Origin of the sequence: Polymorphospora sp. NPDC051019 (assembly GCF_040683055.1) — a bacterium.
GTDB lineage: Bacteria > Actinomycetota > Actinomycetes > Mycobacteriales > Micromonosporaceae > Polymorphospora > Polymorphospora lycopeni.
In genome coordinates this window covers 158,009-171,302 of the sequence record NZ_JBFBCH010000012.1, presented here as the reverse complement: position 1 = coordinate 171,302, position 13,294 = coordinate 158,009, and the positions used below count along the sequence as shown (strand labels likewise).

15 protein-coding genes are annotated in these 13,294 nt (G+C 74.4%); 6 read left to right on the top strand and 9 right to left on the bottom strand.

Annotated elements, in window-relative coordinates; genetic code table 11:
* Positions 1 to 14: 14 nt before the first annotated feature.
* Positions 15 to 722 (top strand): purine-nucleoside phosphorylase, encoded by a 708-nt coding sequence (gene deoD / locus AB0M79_RS21870; RefSeq protein WP_364216584.1) that lies wholly within the window; start codon positions 15 to 17, stop codon positions 720 to 722.
* 139 nt (positions 723 to 861) lie between these two features.
* Here deoD and AB0M79_RS21865 read toward each other — a convergent pair whose 3' ends face one another.
* From AB0M79_RS21865 to AB0M79_RS21850, 4 genes are read right to left on the bottom strand one after another with little or no spacing between them, the layout of a single operon-like run.
* The gene (locus AB0M79_RS21865; RefSeq protein WP_364216581.1) at positions 862 to 2,064 is read right to left on the bottom strand and encodes an ABC transporter permease; all 1,203 of its coding nucleotides are present in this window, start codon (positions 2,062 to 2,064) and stop codon (positions 862 to 864) included.
* On the bottom strand, positions 2,061 to 2,744 hold the full coding sequence (locus AB0M79_RS21860; protein ID WP_364216743.1) for an ABC transporter ATP-binding protein: 684 nt from the start codon (positions 2,742 to 2,744) through the stop codon (positions 2,061 to 2,063). The genes AB0M79_RS21865 and AB0M79_RS21860 overlap by 4 nt, the downstream gene beginning before the upstream one ends.
* Before the next feature lie 26 nt (positions 2,745 to 2,770).
* Entirely contained in the window at positions 2,771 to 3,826 is a 1,056-nt protein-coding gene (locus AB0M79_RS21855) for a peptidoglycan-binding protein (RefSeq protein WP_364216578.1), read from the bottom strand.
* On the bottom strand, positions 3,823 to 4,377 hold the full coding sequence (locus AB0M79_RS21850; RefSeq protein WP_364216575.1) for a hypothetical protein: 555 nt from the start codon (positions 4,375 to 4,377) through the stop codon (positions 3,823 to 3,825). The genes AB0M79_RS21855 and AB0M79_RS21850 overlap by 4 nt, the downstream gene beginning before the upstream one ends.
* Before the next feature lie 186 nt (positions 4,378 to 4,563).
* On the opposite strand from AB0M79_RS21850, the gene AB0M79_RS21845 reads away from it, so the two are divergent.
* The 3 genes from AB0M79_RS21845 to AB0M79_RS21835 all read left to right on the top strand — a co-directional run bounded on the left by AB0M79_RS21845 (position 4,564) and on the right by AB0M79_RS21835 (position 7,479).
* Positions 4,564 to 5,220: a response regulator transcription factor gene (locus AB0M79_RS21845; protein ID WP_364216572.1), complete on the top strand. Its 657-nt coding sequence runs from the start codon at positions 4,564 to 4,566 to the stop codon at positions 5,218 to 5,220.
* A complete protein-coding gene (locus AB0M79_RS21840) occupies positions 5,217 to 6,362 on the top strand; it encodes a HAMP domain-containing sensor histidine kinase (protein WP_364216569.1) in 1,146 nt (381 codons plus the stop codon). Before AB0M79_RS21845 ends, AB0M79_RS21840 begins: the two co-directional genes overlap by 4 nt.
* 199 nt (positions 6,363 to 6,561) lie before the next feature.
* Positions 6,562 to 7,479 carry a type IV toxin-antitoxin system AbiEi family antitoxin gene (locus AB0M79_RS21835; protein WP_364216566.1) on the top strand — a complete coding sequence of 306 codons (918 nt, stop codon included), beginning with the start codon at positions 6,562 to 6,564 and terminating at the stop codon, positions 7,477 to 7,479.
* Positions 7,480 to 7,565: 86 nt separating this feature from the next.
* Here the strand turns inward: AB0M79_RS21835 and AB0M79_RS21830 are convergent, their stop codons facing one another.
* From AB0M79_RS21830 to AB0M79_RS21815, 4 genes are all read right to left on the bottom strand, one after another.
* Positions 7,566 to 8,156 (bottom strand): nucleoside deaminase, encoded by a 591-nt coding sequence (locus AB0M79_RS21830; RefSeq protein ID WP_364216563.1) that lies wholly within the window; start codon positions 8,154 to 8,156, stop codon positions 7,566 to 7,568.
* Complete coding sequence (locus tag AB0M79_RS21825; protein WP_364216560.1) at positions 8,153 to 8,680, bottom strand: tRNA adenosine deaminase-associated protein; 528 nt, start codon at positions 8,678 to 8,680, stop codon at positions 8,153 to 8,155. Before AB0M79_RS21825 ends, AB0M79_RS21830 begins: the two co-directional genes overlap by 4 nt.
* A 148-nt stretch (positions 8,681 to 8,828) precedes the next feature.
* Positions 8,829 to 8,996, bottom strand: coding sequence for a hypothetical protein (locus tag AB0M79_RS21820; RefSeq protein ID WP_357538710.1), 168 nt, complete (start codon positions 8,994 to 8,996; stop codon positions 8,829 to 8,831).
* Positions 8,997 to 9,110: 114 nt separating this feature from the next.
* Positions 9,111 to 9,428, bottom strand: coding sequence for a hypothetical protein (locus tag AB0M79_RS21815; protein ID WP_364216740.1), 318 nt, complete (start codon positions 9,426 to 9,428; stop codon positions 9,111 to 9,113).
* Between the two features lie 642 nt (positions 9,429 to 10,070).
* On the opposite strand from AB0M79_RS21815, the gene AB0M79_RS21810 reads away from it, so the two are divergent.
* A complete protein-coding gene (locus tag AB0M79_RS21810; RefSeq protein WP_364216557.1) occupies positions 10,071 to 10,841 on the top strand; it encodes a M23 family metallopeptidase in 771 nt (256 codons plus the stop codon).
* 8 nt (positions 10,842 to 10,849) lie between these two features.
* Here AB0M79_RS21810 and AB0M79_RS21805 read toward each other — a convergent pair whose 3' ends face one another.
* The gene (locus AB0M79_RS21805; RefSeq protein ID WP_364216554.1) at positions 10,850 to 12,052 is read right to left on the bottom strand and encodes a hypothetical protein; all 1,203 of its coding nucleotides are present in this window, start codon (positions 12,050 to 12,052) and stop codon (positions 10,850 to 10,852) included.
* A 13-nt stretch (positions 12,053 to 12,065) separates the two neighbouring features.
* Here AB0M79_RS21805 and AB0M79_RS21800 point away from each other — a divergent pair, with 13 nt between their 5' ends.
* Positions 12,066 to 13,166 (top strand): prephenate dehydrogenase/arogenate dehydrogenase family protein, encoded by a 1,101-nt coding sequence (locus AB0M79_RS21800; RefSeq protein WP_364216738.1) that lies wholly within the window; start codon positions 12,066 to 12,068, stop codon positions 13,164 to 13,166.
* Positions 13,167 to 13,294 lie beyond the last annotated feature (128 nt).

Here is a 13,294-nt window from a genome sequence, read left to right as displayed (position 1 = left end):
GCAGGATCATGGCCATGAGTACGCACATCGGCGCACAGCCGGGCGAGATCGCCGAGCGGGTCCTGATGCCGGGCGACCCGCTGCGGGCGAAGTGGATCGCGGAGACGTACCTCGAGGATGCCAAGTGCTACTCGACGGTGCGGGGGATGTTCGGCTTCACCGGCCGCTGGCAGGGCACCGAGGTTTCGGTGCAGGGCTCCGGCATGGGCATGCCGTCGGCATCCATCTACGCCCACGAGCTGATCAACGAGTACGGCGTGAAGTCGCTGATCCGGGTCGGCTCGTGCGGGGCGATCGTCGACGAGCTGAACCTGCGCGACGTGATCGCCGCCAACGGCTCGGCCACCGACTCGAACATGAACCGGGTACGGTTCGACGGCCTGATCGACTACGCGCCGGTGGCCGACTTCGGTCTGCTGCGTACGTCGGTCGAGGTGGCCGAGCGGCGCGGCGTCGAGATGACGGTCGGGCCGGTGCTGGCGGCGGACGCCTTCTACACCGACCGGCCGGACCTCTACGACCGGCTCGCCGACTACGGGGTGCTGGCGGTGGAGATGGAGTCGGCGGCGCTCTACACGATCGCGGCCCGGTTCCGGGCGAAGGCGCTGACCCTGCTGACGGTGAGCGACCACATCAAGCGGGGCGAGAAGACGACGGCCCAGGAGCGCGAGCAGACCTTCGGCCAGATGGTCGAGATCGCCCTGGACACCATCACCGCCTGACCCGCCCCCGCCCCGCGCCCACCCGCCACCCGAGCGCCGCCGGCGCCCCCGCAAGATCCGCGTGATCAGGGACCTGGAACCTTAACGCGCCGACGACACGCGCGACTTAATCCCTGATCACGCGGATCAAGAAAGCTGGTCAAGCGGGAGCTGAGAGGGCTTGGGTCGGGGGGAGGGTGGCGGCGCGGATTGCCGGGTAGAGGCCGGCGAGGGCGCCGATCAGCAGCGGGGCGGTCAAGCCGCCGCCCAGCGCCCACGGCGGAATCGCCAGTGGCCAGGACTGCCACCGGGCGTAGGCGGCGGTCACGACCAGACCCAGGAGCACTCCGCCGGCCCCGCCGAGAGTGGAGAGCAGCAGCGATTCGGCGAGGAACTGGGTGCGTACCTGCCCGCGGGTCGCGCCGAGCGCGCGGCGGAGCCCGATCTCGGGCCGCCGTTCGAGCACCGAGACGACCATCGTGTTGGCGACCCCGACGCCGCCGACGAGCAGGGCCACCGCGCCGAGCCCGAGCAGCAGTCCGGTGAACGCGGCGTCGGTCGCCTGCCGGGCGGCCAGCGCGTCGGACGGGCGGGAGACGCGTACCTCGTTCGGGGCTTGCGGGTTGGCGGTGGCGGCGAGCACGTCGCGTACCGCCTCGACCTGGCTGTCCGTCGTACGGGTGTAGACGGTCGTCGGGTGGCCGTCGAAGCCGAGGTACGTCCCGGCGGCCGGCCAGCCGACGAGGGCGCTGGTGTCGAGTTCGGGAGCCAGCGGTACGGCGGACAGCACCCCGACGACGGTGAACCAGCGCCCGCCGACGAGCACCTGCCGGTCCGGGCCGGCCGAGCCGATGCCGAGCCGGGCGGCGGCCGTCGTGCCGAGGACCACGGCGGGGTGGTTCGCGGTCGCGGCGTTCAGCCAGGTGCCGCTTCCGATGTGGCCGCCGACGGTGTCGAGCAGGGCGAGGTCGGCGGCGCGGGCGGCGATCCCGCCGGTTTCGGCGGCCGGGATGCGGTCCGACCGGTAGACGGGTGTGTCAGGGAGCTGCCCGGTGGCGGCGACCTGGCGTACCGGCCCGATCCGGCCGATCATCGCGACCGAGTCGACCGGCAGACGGGCCTGCTCGCCCAGGATCGTGTTGCCGGGGGCGACGGTGAGCAGGTTGGTGCCGAGTGCGGCGAGGGTCCGGTCGAGTTCGGCCCGCGACGACGACGAGATGCCGACGACGGCGACCATGGCGGCGATGCCGATGGCGATCCCGAGCGCGGAGAGGAAGACCCGCAGCGGCCGGGCCCGTAGCCCGGCGCCACCGACCCGTACGACGTCGGCTGGCCGTAGCCGGGCCGGCACGAGCCCGCTCACCGGGGCGGCAGCGACGGCCGGGCGACGTCGGAGACGATCCGACCGTCGCGCATGTGGACGCGGCGGGGCAGGCTGGCCGCGATCTCCTGGTCGTGCGTGATGACGACGACGGCCGTACCCGCGGCGTGCAGCCCGCGCAGCAGCGCCATGATCCCGGCGCCGGCGGCCGAGTCGAGGTTGCCGGTCGGTTCGTCAGCGAGCAGCAGCGGCGGTTCGCCGACGACGGCCCGGGCGATCGCGACCCGCTGGCGTTCACCGCCGGAGAGCTGGTGCGGCCGGTGGTCCAGCCGGTGGCCGAGACCGACCCGGCGCAGTGCGGCGGCGGCGCGGGCCCGCCGGTCCCGGCGCCGTACGCCGGCGTAGAGCAGCCCGTCGGCGACGTTGTCGACCGCGGGTACGCCCCCGGCCAGGTGGAACTGCTGGAAGACGAAGCCGATCCGGGTGGCCCGCAGGGCGGAGAGTTTCCGGTCGGCGAGGCGGGCGACGTCGTACCCGTCGATGTGGACGGTGCCGGACGACGGCCGGTCGAGGGTGCCGATCAGGTTCAGCATGGTCGACTTTCCGGAGCCGGAGGGGCCGGTGACGGCGACGAGTTCGCCGGGCTCGACGCGTAGCGAGACGCCGTCGAGGGCGGTGACCCCACCCGGGTACGCCTTCGTCACCGCGTCGAGCCGGACCACCGGGACGCCGCCGGGTACGGGTGTGGTCATCTCGGCATCCCCACCCGCTGGCCCTCGGCGAGACCGGCGCCGGTCACCTCGACCCGGCCGGCCGCGAACAGTCCGGTTTCGACGGCGACGACGCGGGTGGTGGAGCCGTCGACGACTTCGACGCCGTACCCGCCCTCGGCTAGGGCGAGCAGCGCGGCGACCGGGACGGTCAGCACGTCGTCGCGTCGGGAGGCGGTGAACGCGACGGTCACGGTGGCGTGGTCGTGGCCGGCGAGGGCGTCCGGGTCGTCGCCGGTGACGGTCACCTCGACGCGGTTCTCGGTCGGGTTGGTGTCGCTGGCCGGCGTGACGACGGTGCGTACCGCTGTGATCCTGCCGGTGGTGGTCCGGCCGTCGGGCAGGGTGACGGTGACGGCGGCGCCCTCGGCGCCCAGCCGTCCGGCGGCGGCGGGGAGCATGACGGTGACGAGCCGTACGGTGCCGGTGACGGTGAGCACCGGCTGGTTCGGTTGTGTGGCGTCCCCGACGGCAGCCTGGTGGGTCTCGATCCGGGCGTCGCCCCTGGCGTGCACGAGGTGTCCGGGCTCGACCCGGCCGGTCGGCTCGACACCGAGGTCGCGCTGCCAGCGGCGGACCGCGTCCGCGGTCGCCCCGGTGTAGTGGTCGTCGGCGGTGAACCCGGTGTGTCCGAGCGCCCGCAGGTTCCGCTCGAACTGCCGTACGTCGGCACCTTCGACGCCCGGGGCGAGCGTCCGGTAGGCCGGCAACGGGCCGTGCAGCAGCACCACCGGTACGTCGTCGACCCGGTAGAGGACCTGCCCGCGCCGGACCGTCGCGCCGACCTCGGCGAGTGCGGTCAGGGTGCCGGTGAGCCGACCGTTGACGGTCCGGGCGGTGCCGTAGCCGAGTTCGCCGTCGGCGTTCGCGGTGTCGACGAGGGTCTGCCGGGTGATGACGGCGGTGGCCGGCGGCAGGCCGGCCCGGTGCGGCGTACCCGGGTCCGGTGCACCGCGACCGGCAACGGCGGCGACCCCGCCGGCGACCGCGACCACGACGGCGACCGCCGCCAGTCCGGCGGCCCGGCGGTTCACCGGTCGCCGCCGAGGATGCCGGGGGCGTGCCGCTGGCATTTGTCGGCGGCGGCCCGGACCTTCGGCTCGTCGAGGCTGATGCCGGGGCCGCCGCGGATCGAGCCGTCCGGGGCCGGGTCGGGAAAGTCGGCGATCCCCTCGGCACGCATGCAGCGGGCGAACTGCCGCAGCCGGTCGAGTTCGGCGGGGTCGGCGTCGGGGATCTCGCCGCCGTCGGGCAGCAGCGTCTCGCACTTCGCCATCGCCGCCTCGACCTTGCCGGGTTCGAGGCCGTCGCCGAAGGACAGCCGGATCGGGCCGCCGTCCGGCTGGGGATCGGGTACGTCGACGCCGTTCTCCCGCATGCAGCGGGCGAACGCGATCTCGCGGTCCCCGTCGGTGACGGTGGCGGTCGGGGCCGGGGAATCCGGCGGGCCGCCCGGTGCGCCCGACCCGCCGCGGTCCGCGGTCGCCACCTGTCCGGTGTCGTCGGTGGCACCGCCGCCGCAGCCGGTCAGGGCCAGGGCGAGCACCGCCGTCAGCACGAGCCCGCCGGTGAACCTCCGCCGCATGGTGTCTCCCCGGTTTCCGGCGGCCGGTGCCCGGTCCCGCCGCGTAGGTCTGATGCCAGCGGTTGCCGGCCATCGGCAACATCTGACGGCAAGGGCGGTAGCCAGGGCGTAACCACGGACGTTAACGACGGCGTTATGGCCGGCGCGCGACGGTGGCATGGTGCCGGGCACGGACAGGATGGTCGGATGAGGGTGCTGGTGGTCGAGGACGAGAGCGTGCTCGCGGACGCGATCGCGGAGTGGTTGCGGCGGGAGGCGTTCGCCGTCGACGTCGTGTACGACGGCGGGGCCGCGCTGGACCGGCTCGGCGTGCACGCGTACGACGTGGTGGTGCTCGACCGGGACCTGCCGGTGGTGCACGGCGACGACGTGTGCCGCTCGATCGTCGACTCGGGCGGGCAGAGCCGCGTGCTGATGCTGACCGCGGCGGCGGCCGTCCGGGAACGGGTCGCCGGGCTGGCCCTCGGCGCCGACGACTACCTGCCGAAGCCGTTCGCGATGGTGGAGCTGTCGGCCCGGGTGCACGCCCTGACCAGACGCACCCGGCCGGCGGCCCCGCCCCGGCTCTCCCGGCGCGGGGTGCTGGTCGACCCGGCCCGCCGGGAGGTCTACCGGGACGGTCGGTACGTCGCGTTGAGCCGCAAGGAGTTCGCCGTGCTCGCCGAACTGCTGCGGGCCGACGGTGCGGTGGTGTCGGCCGAGGAACTGCTGGACCGGGCGTGGGACGAGCACATCGACCCGTTCACCAACGTCGTACGGGTCACCGTGATGAAGCTGCGCCGCAAGCTCGGCGACCCGCCGGTGATCGAGACGGTGCCCGGCGTCGGGTACCAGATCCCGTGAACCGGCTGACCATCCGGGCCCGGCTGACCCTGGTCTTCGGCGGATCGTTCTTCGTGGCCGGCGGCGTCCTGCTGGCCGTCAACTACGCGCTGGTCGCCGGCCGGTTGCAGCAGAACCGGCTGTCGTTGTGGATCGGCGGCTCCGGGGATACGTCGGGCCTCGACACGGCGGCGATCGGCGCAATGGTCGGCGACTATCAGCGGGTGGTCCGGGACGGCGCCCTCGACTCGCTGCTCACCCAGGGCGGGCTGGCGCTGGTCGTGGTGTCGGTGGTCGCGGTCGCGATCGGCTGGCTGGTCGCCGGCCGGGCACTCCAGCCGCTCCAGGAGATCACCGGTACCGCCCGCCGGATCGCCGGGGCCGACGGTGCCGGCCGGGGCCTGCACGAGCGGATCGCGCTCGGCGGCCCGAAAGACGAGGTACGCGAACTCGCCGCCACCTTCAACGAGATGCTGGAACGGCTGAATCGCGCCTTCGACGGGCAGCGGCGGTTCGTGGCGAACGCGTCGCACGAGCTGCGTACGCCGCTGGCACTGAACCGGGCGCTGGTCGAACTGGCGATGACCCGGCCCGGGGCACCGGCCGAGGTACGCCAGCTCGGTGAGTCGCTGCTGACCGTCAACGAGCGGCACGAGCGGCTGATCGACGGGCTGCTCACCCTCGCCGACTCGGAGAACGAGGTGACCGACCGTACCCCGGTGGATCTTGCCGAGGTGGCCCGGCACGTGGCCGACCAGATCGCCGGGCCGGCCGACGTACGCGTCGAACTGGACCTGGCGGCGGCACCGACGGCCGGCGACCCGGTGCTGCTCGAACGGCTGACCCAGAACCTGGTCGAGAACGCCGTACGGCACAACGTGCCGGAGGATGGCTGGCTGTCGGCCGAGACGGCGGTGGTGGACGGCCGGGCCACCCTGACCGTGTCGAACAGTGGCCCGACGGTCCCCGGGTACGAGGTGGAGAGCCTGTTCCAGCCGTTTCGCCGCCTGAACCGCGACCGGATCGGTGGTGGGCGCGGCTTCGGCCTGGGCCTGTCGATCGTCCGCGCGATAGCCCGCGCCCACAACGGCTCGGTGGAAGCCACCCCCCGCCCGGAGGGCGGCCTATCCGTAACCGTCTCGCTCCCTTCAAGATCCGCGTGATCAGGGACTAAGTCGGGCGTGTCGTCGGTGCGCCGCAGCTCAAACTCCCTGATCACGCGGATCTTGGCGGCGCGGCGGGGCGGGGCGGGGCGTAGCAGAACCGGGTCGGTTGTGGGGGCTGTCCACAGGTGGGTGGGTTGTCCACAGGCTGTCCACGGCGGCGGGCGGGCCGACGCCGGATCCGTGATGCTTCGCCGGCATGACGACCGGTCACGAAACCGCGCTGCTGATCGCCGCCCGGCAGGAAGGGCTGATCACGTCGGCCCAATGCCTACGAGCCGGACTCGCCCGGTCCGACGTCGCCCGGCTGCTCGCCACGAAACGCTGGCGCGGGATCTTCCGCGGCGTCCACCTCACCATGCCCGGCACCGTCTCGGAGCGCCAGCGAATCCGGGCCGGGCTGCTCGCCCTGGGGCCGGCTGCCGTCGCCGTGCTGAACAGCGCCGCCACCGTCCACGGCTGGCCGGTCGTGCCGGCGGATCCGACGGTGCAGGTGTCGGTGCCGGCGGACCGGCGGCGGCTGGACCAGCCCGGGCTCGCCACTCGACAACTGGTCGTCGACGCCGCCGACCTGACGACGGTGGCCGGGATGCGGGTGACGACTCCGGCGCGTACCGCCGCCGACCTGCTGCTCCGACTGCCGCGACCGGAGGCGGTGGCGATGCTCGACGCCGCGCTCGGGGCCGGGGCCCTGACGGACCTGGACCTGGAGGTCGCCCGGATGTTGATCTACGGCAATCGTGGGGCGGTGCGCGCCCGCCGCTCGATCGGGGACGCCGACGGTCGGGCGCAGTCCCCGCTCGAGTCACGGATCCGGCTCATCTGCGTCGACGGCGGCGTGCCGCCGGAGCGGCTCCAGTTCCCGGTGTACGACGAGTTCGGCGTACTGCGGGCGTTGGCGGATCTCGCCTGGCCGAGCCGGGGTGTGTTGGCCGAGGCCGACGGCCGGGCACCCCACAGCACGCCGGAAGCCCTGCTCCACGACCGCAGGCGACAGAATCTCCTGCTGACGCGGGGCTTCGTCGTCCTCCGGTTCACCTGGGCCGACACGAGACGGCCGAGCTACGTCGTACGGACGGTTCGGGAGGCCCTGGAAGCCGGCCCAAGATCCGCGTGATCAGGGACTTTTAGCCGCGGCACGCCGGCGACACGCGCGATTTAGTCCCTGATCACGCGGATCTTGGGGGTCAGCGGGAAGACGGATCAGCGGAAGAAGGTGCGGAGCAGGGTGACGCACTCTGGTTCCAGGACACCGGCGTAGACCGTGGGGCGGTGGTTGAGGCGGCGGTCGCGGACCACGTCCCAGAGCGAACCGACCGCACCCGTCTTCGGCTCCCAGGCCCCGAAGACCACTGTGGATACCCGGGCCAGTACCAGCGCGCCCGCGCACATCGTGCACGGTTCCAGCGTCACCACCAGGGTGCAGCCGTCGAGCCGCCAGGCGCCGACCCGGGCGGCGGCCCGGCGCAGCGCGAGCACCTCGGCATGCGCGGTCGGGTCGCCGGTGAGTTCCCGTTCGTTGCGGCCGACGGCGAGTTCGGTGCCGTCCGGCCCGTAGACGACGGCACCGACCGGCACGTCGGCGGCCACGTCGCCGGTACGCCCCGCGACCGACCGGGCGGATTCGCCGGCGGCCACCTCGCCGGTACGCCCCGCGACCGACCGGGCGGGATCGTCCATGGGAACGGGGTCCGGGCTGGTGACGGCGACCGCCAGGGCGCGGCGCATCCATGCCTCGTGACGTTCCCGCCGGCCGCCGAGGGACCACGGGGGCGGGCCGCCGGGGTCCGTCACGCTTCGCGTAGCTCCTCGACCTCGTCGCCGCACCCGATCGCCTGGCACACCTCGGCGGTCACGTCGGCGGGGAGCATGCCCTCGTGGGCGCAGAGCACCAGCAGTCGCGGTGCCGGCACACCCAGGTCGGTCAGCAGGTCGGCGTCGCCCACGGGGTCGGCGTCGGGATCGGTCGCGGGCTGGTCGGAGCCGGTCGTGGACACGGTGGCGCCGCCGCCGGTCAGCACGTCGTCGAACTCCATCGCCGGCGCCTTGAGGTCGCCGACGAGCAGCGCGCCGAGCCGGGACTCCTCGGCGAAGGCCGAGTCCGAGCCGAATATCCGCAGGTCTTCCCCGGCGTCGAGGCGCAGGATCGCGAGATAGGTGTCGTCGGCCTCGACGAAGAGCAGTGAGATGTCGGCGTCCGGGTCGATGTCGCGCAGCCGTTCCGCGACCTCCTCTATGTCGGATGCGCCGTTGAGGTCCAGTTCCGCGGCGGCCCATCCGGCCGAGCCACGCGTGACGGCAGCAGCGAAATACGCCACGGTCCCCCCAATTGCCTTGCGGCCAGCGTGCCGCATATACCGCCGACTTGTTCGTTACGCGTGACGGTAACCGGTCGGGTCGGCGGGTGACCGGACAACGCTCCGAGAGAGGGAGCGGAACGGGCCAGAAGTTTGCCGGGAGGTCCGGTCAGTTGGCGAGCCGGCGACGGGTGGCGATCAGCTCACGCAGTCGATCTCCGCGTACCTGACGGGGAAGCTCGCGCTCGCGTACCGCTTTTGCACCGGCGAGCTCGGCAAGGAGCTGAAGCCGGCGGCGGCTGCGGTCGGGGTCGAGCCGCTGCACAGTCCAGGCCATGTCGCGAGCGTGCCGACTGAGCGCCGACTAGTCAAGGCCGGTAGCGCTGCGCATGCACGTCGATACACAGCGCCCATGATCGCTCACGATCCGAGCATGCTCAGGCGCACTGAGTCACCATAGCGGCCAGTTGGACGTGCCAGCCCAGCGGAGCGCGACGAGGGTGGTCGTGATCCCCCATCCGACCGCCACGGCGACCGCCAGCCCGGCGGCGACTCCCCGGTCGCCGTGCCGGGCCAGCACGGCGGCGACCAGCCAGGCGACCGCACCCGCGATGATCGTCCACCAGCCGAGTCCGCGCAGGTCACCGGCGAGCAACGCGAACATCGCCAGCCAGACGGCACCGGCACCGAGGCCGGCCGCCAGCTGCCCGGGCCGGACCTGGTGGGGCTCGCGGTAGGTCGGCCGGGGCGGCGTCCGCGAGGGGAACAACCCCGACGGCGTACGCCCTACGCCGGGCGTCTGCCACCTGTCGGGCGGCGGCGCGAACCCCGCCGGGACCGGTGACTGCGGTGGTGGGGCGAATCCGGATGCGGCCGGCGGGTGCGGCCGGGCGCCGAACCCGGGCGGGTAGGGCCGGGCACCGAACCCGGCGGGCACGGGCTGGCCGGGTCGCGCGGGGTGTCCGGTCGTCCCGAACCCACCGGGCCGGCCGGGCGGTGCGACCGCGGGGCCGGGTGGGGGTGCGCTGAACCCGGGCGGGCTGAAGCCCGGCGGGACGGGAAACGTGGGCCGGGCCGGCGAGAGCGGCCGCGCTGCCGGCGGGGTGGCGGGCGACACCGGGGAGGTGTCGGCGACCAGCGGGCCGGGCCCGGGGACATCGCCCGGCGCGGGCGCCGGCGCCGCGCTCACCGGCGGCTCCGTTTTCTCGGCGCCACCGGCCGCGCGCTCCGGCTCGGGTGGGACGCTCGCCGCCGGCCGGCCCGCCGTGTCCTCGTCTGGCCGGGACTGCTCCGCCGTCACCGTCGCTCCTTCGCTCGCGGCTACGCCTTCCGCCGCAGCGTACCCGGCTGGCCACACTCCGGCCCGGGGTCACGCGCGGCCGGCGGGGCGCGCCTCTGCCAGGATGGCCGGATGTCTTGGCGACATCGAGCACCGTGGAAGGCGACCAGCGGCGGGCGGCGGACGTACCCGGTGGTGTTCCTGCTCGTGGCCGGGCTCGGCGCGGGTTGCGGGGCGCCGCCGGCCGGACCGGACGCCGACCGGCCGAACTGGCGGGCGAGCGGCGGCGCCACCGGCACCACGCCGCCCACGGCCGGAAGTCCCCCGGCGGCCAGCCCGACCACGGCCAGCCCGACCACTGCCGGCCCGACCGGGCCGCCGGACGGGGGCCGGCGCTACTTCTTCCCGGTCGGCGGAAGCAACGTCGCCTACCACCCGACCCACTCGGCCTACCCGGCGACCGACATCTTCGCCGACTGCGGCACGCCGGTCGTGGCGGTGACCCACGGGGTGGTGCTCGAGGTCAGCCGCTCGGACACGTACGACCGGCGCAAGCCCGACGGGCCACTCAACGGCGGCCTGTTCGTGTCGCTGCTCGGCGACGACGGGGTGCGCTACTACGGCTCCCACCTGGTCGAGGTGGCCACCGGGATCGACGCCGGGGTACGGGTCACCGCCGGCCAGCGGGTCGGCTCGGTCGGCCGAACCGGCAACGCCAACAACGTCTGCCACCTGCACTTCGGTATCTCGCCGCCGTGCGCCGGCACCGGCGACTGGTGGGTACGCCGGGGCGTGGTGTGGCCGGCGCCGTACCTCGACGCGTGGCGGAAGAAGCGGGACTCGGTGCCGGCCGACAAGGTGGCGGGCTGGCAGCGGGAGAGGGGCTGCGCCCGTACGCCCTGAGCCGGCGATCAGCCGAACTGGGCCAGCCGCTGCCGGGCGGTGCCGTTGATCTGGGTGAACGCGCCGCCTGCCACCATCTTGCGCAGCCCGGGGTTGGCGGCCATGGCGTGCACGCCGCTGATCCCGTTGCCGTCCGCCGTCCAGGGCAGCAGGGTGCCGTCGGCCTCGGCCGCGGCGGCGAGCTTGACCCGCCGGTCCGAACCGTCGACGCAGGAGCCCTGGTCGCCGGTCAGCGGGGAGCGGCAGACCTTGTCGAAGTGGCCGCCGAGGTAGACGGTGCCGTCGAGGACGGTGACCGCCTGCGGGTCGCCGTCCTGGGTGAGCGTCCAGCGGGTGTTGCCGGTGGGGTCGTACGCCACGACCCGCCCGCCGGGTCCGCCGTGTGCCGCGTACACCCCGCGCGGGCCGGCCGCGATCGCGTGGGTGACGTAGCTGGCCCGGGGCCGGAAGCCGGTGTCGAGCGCGCCACTCGCCGGGTCGAGGGCGGCGAGCCGGGCGGTTCCGGCGGCGCCGTTGACGCGGTGGAAGCTGCCGCCGGCGTAGATCCGGCCGCTGGCGGCGACGACGGTCCGGACGGTGGCGTCGGCGCCGGCCGACCAGCCGGCCAGCAGTGCGCCGGTGCCGAGGTCGAAGGCGGCGAGCCGGGCCCGGGGTACGCCGTTCACGGTGGTGAAGGTGCCGCCGGCGTAGAGGCGGCCGTTGGCGGCGGCGAGTGCGTACGGCTGCCCGGTGAGGCGGTGCCGGAACGTGCCGTGAAGTGTTCCGGTCGTGGCGTCGAGCCGGCCGAGGCCGTCGCGGTCGGCGCCGGCCAGCCTGGTGAAGTCGCCGCCGACGTAGACCGATCCGCCGGCGACGGCGATGGCGCGTACCTGGTCGTCGGCGGGCGGCGCCCAGTCGAGCAGGGCCCCGGTGCGGGCGTCGATGGCGGCGAGGCGGCTGCGGGCGACCGTCTTGCCGCCGGCCGTGGCGGAGGTGAAGTCGCCGCCGACGTAGAGGGTGTTTCCGGCGTACGCGGTGGCCCAGACCGTGCCGTTGAAGGTCGGCAGCCGCTCCGGGGTGCCGCTGACGGCAGCGGGGAACGGGGCGACGGCGGGGAGTGGGGCGGCGGCTACGGCGGGGAGCGGGGCGGCTACGAGCGCGGCGGCGCCGGTCGTCAGCGCCCAGCGCCGGATCCGGTGGACAGGTTCGCGAACTGTGTCCGGAAAAATCACTGAATTACGGTAACTGCGCAGGTCGCCGGCTGCCACGACCCGGCCGGCGGGTCGCCGGGGTCCGGGCCGGCACCGCGCGACCGCCGCCGCGTGTGCGAGAGTCAGCCGCGTGGATGTTGCGGTGATCGGGCTCGGTCTCATCGGCGGTTCGGTGCTGCGGGCGCTCTCGGCCGCCGGCCACCGGGTGCTCGGCTACGACGCCGATCCGGCGACCCGGGCCACCGCCCGCACCGCCGCCGCGAAGGCACCGGCCGCCGCCCGCTGGCAGGTCACCGCGACCGTACGCGACGCGGTGGCACGCGCCGACCTGGCCGTGGTCGCCGTACCGCTGCCGGCCGTGGCCGGCGTCCTCGACCAGCTCGCCGACGCCGGGTTCAGCGGCCTCGTCACCGACGTGACCTCGGTCAAGGGCCCGGTGCACCGGCTCGTCGGGGAGCGCCTGCACCGGCTGCACGACCGGCTCGCCGGCTTCGTCGGCGGCCATCCGATGGCCGGACGCGAGACGTCCGGGTTCGCCGCCGCCGACCCGGAACTGTTCGTCGGCTGCTCGTGGGTGCTCTGCCTGGAGCCCGGGGTCACCGCGCTGTCCGACTGGCTGGAACTCGCCGTGCTGGTGACCGGGCTGGGAGCACGGGTGGTGCCGGCCATCCCGGACGAGCACGACCGGGCGGTGGCGGCGGTGAGCCACGTACCGCATCTGCTCGCCGCGGCGCTCGCCGCGACCGCGGCCACCGACCCGCTCGCCGGCACCCTCGCCGCCGGCTCGTTCCGCGACGGGACGCGGGTCGCCGCGACCCGGCCGGAGCTGGTCGCGGCGATGTGCGGCGGCAACGCCGCGGCGGTCGGGCCGGCGCTTTCCGCCGTACTCGCCGAACTGGCCGGCGCCCGGAGTGCGCTGGACGCCGACGATCCGATCGCGGCCCTGCGGACCTGGCTGACGCCGGGTTGTACGGCCCGTACCGCGTGGCCGCCGGTCCCCGGCAAGCCGCTGGAGCTGCCGGCCCGGGTCGAGACGCTCGTCCGGCTCGGTCGCGCCGGCGGCTGGGTGACCGGTGTCGCCGACGACCGCCGTACGGTGACCGGCGTCCGCCCCGCGCCGGTCGATCCGGACTGACCGGCCGCACCTCGGCAAGATCCGCGTGATCAGGGAGTTTGCACCCCGACCCGCCGGCAACACGCCCGACTTACTCCCTGATCACGCGGATCATGGGGGCGTGGGAACCGGGGAACGGGGGTTACCTT

Coding starts and splice junctions, on each gene's coding strand:
- AB0M79_RS21810 (WP_364216557.1), top strand. CDS start 10,071: ATGTCTTGGCGACATCGAGCACCGTGGAAGGCGACCAGCGGCGGGCGG.
- AB0M79_RS21820 (WP_357538710.1), bottom strand. CDS start 8,996: ATGGCCTGGACTGTGCAGCGGCTCGACCCCGACCGCAGCCGCCGCCGG.
- AB0M79_RS21850 (WP_364216575.1), bottom strand. CDS start 4,377: ATGCGGCGGAGGTTCACCGGCGGGCTCGTGCTGACGGCGGTGCTCGCC.
- deoD (WP_364216584.1), top strand. CDS start 15: ATGAGTACGCACATCGGCGCACAGCCGGGCGAGATCGCCGAGCGGGTC.
- AB0M79_RS21845 (WP_364216572.1), top strand. CDS start 4,564: ATGAGGGTGCTGGTGGTCGAGGACGAGAGCGTGCTCGCGGACGCGATC.
- AB0M79_RS21835 (WP_364216566.1), top strand. CDS start 6,562: ATGACGACCGGTCACGAAACCGCGCTGCTGATCGCCGCCCGGCAGGAA.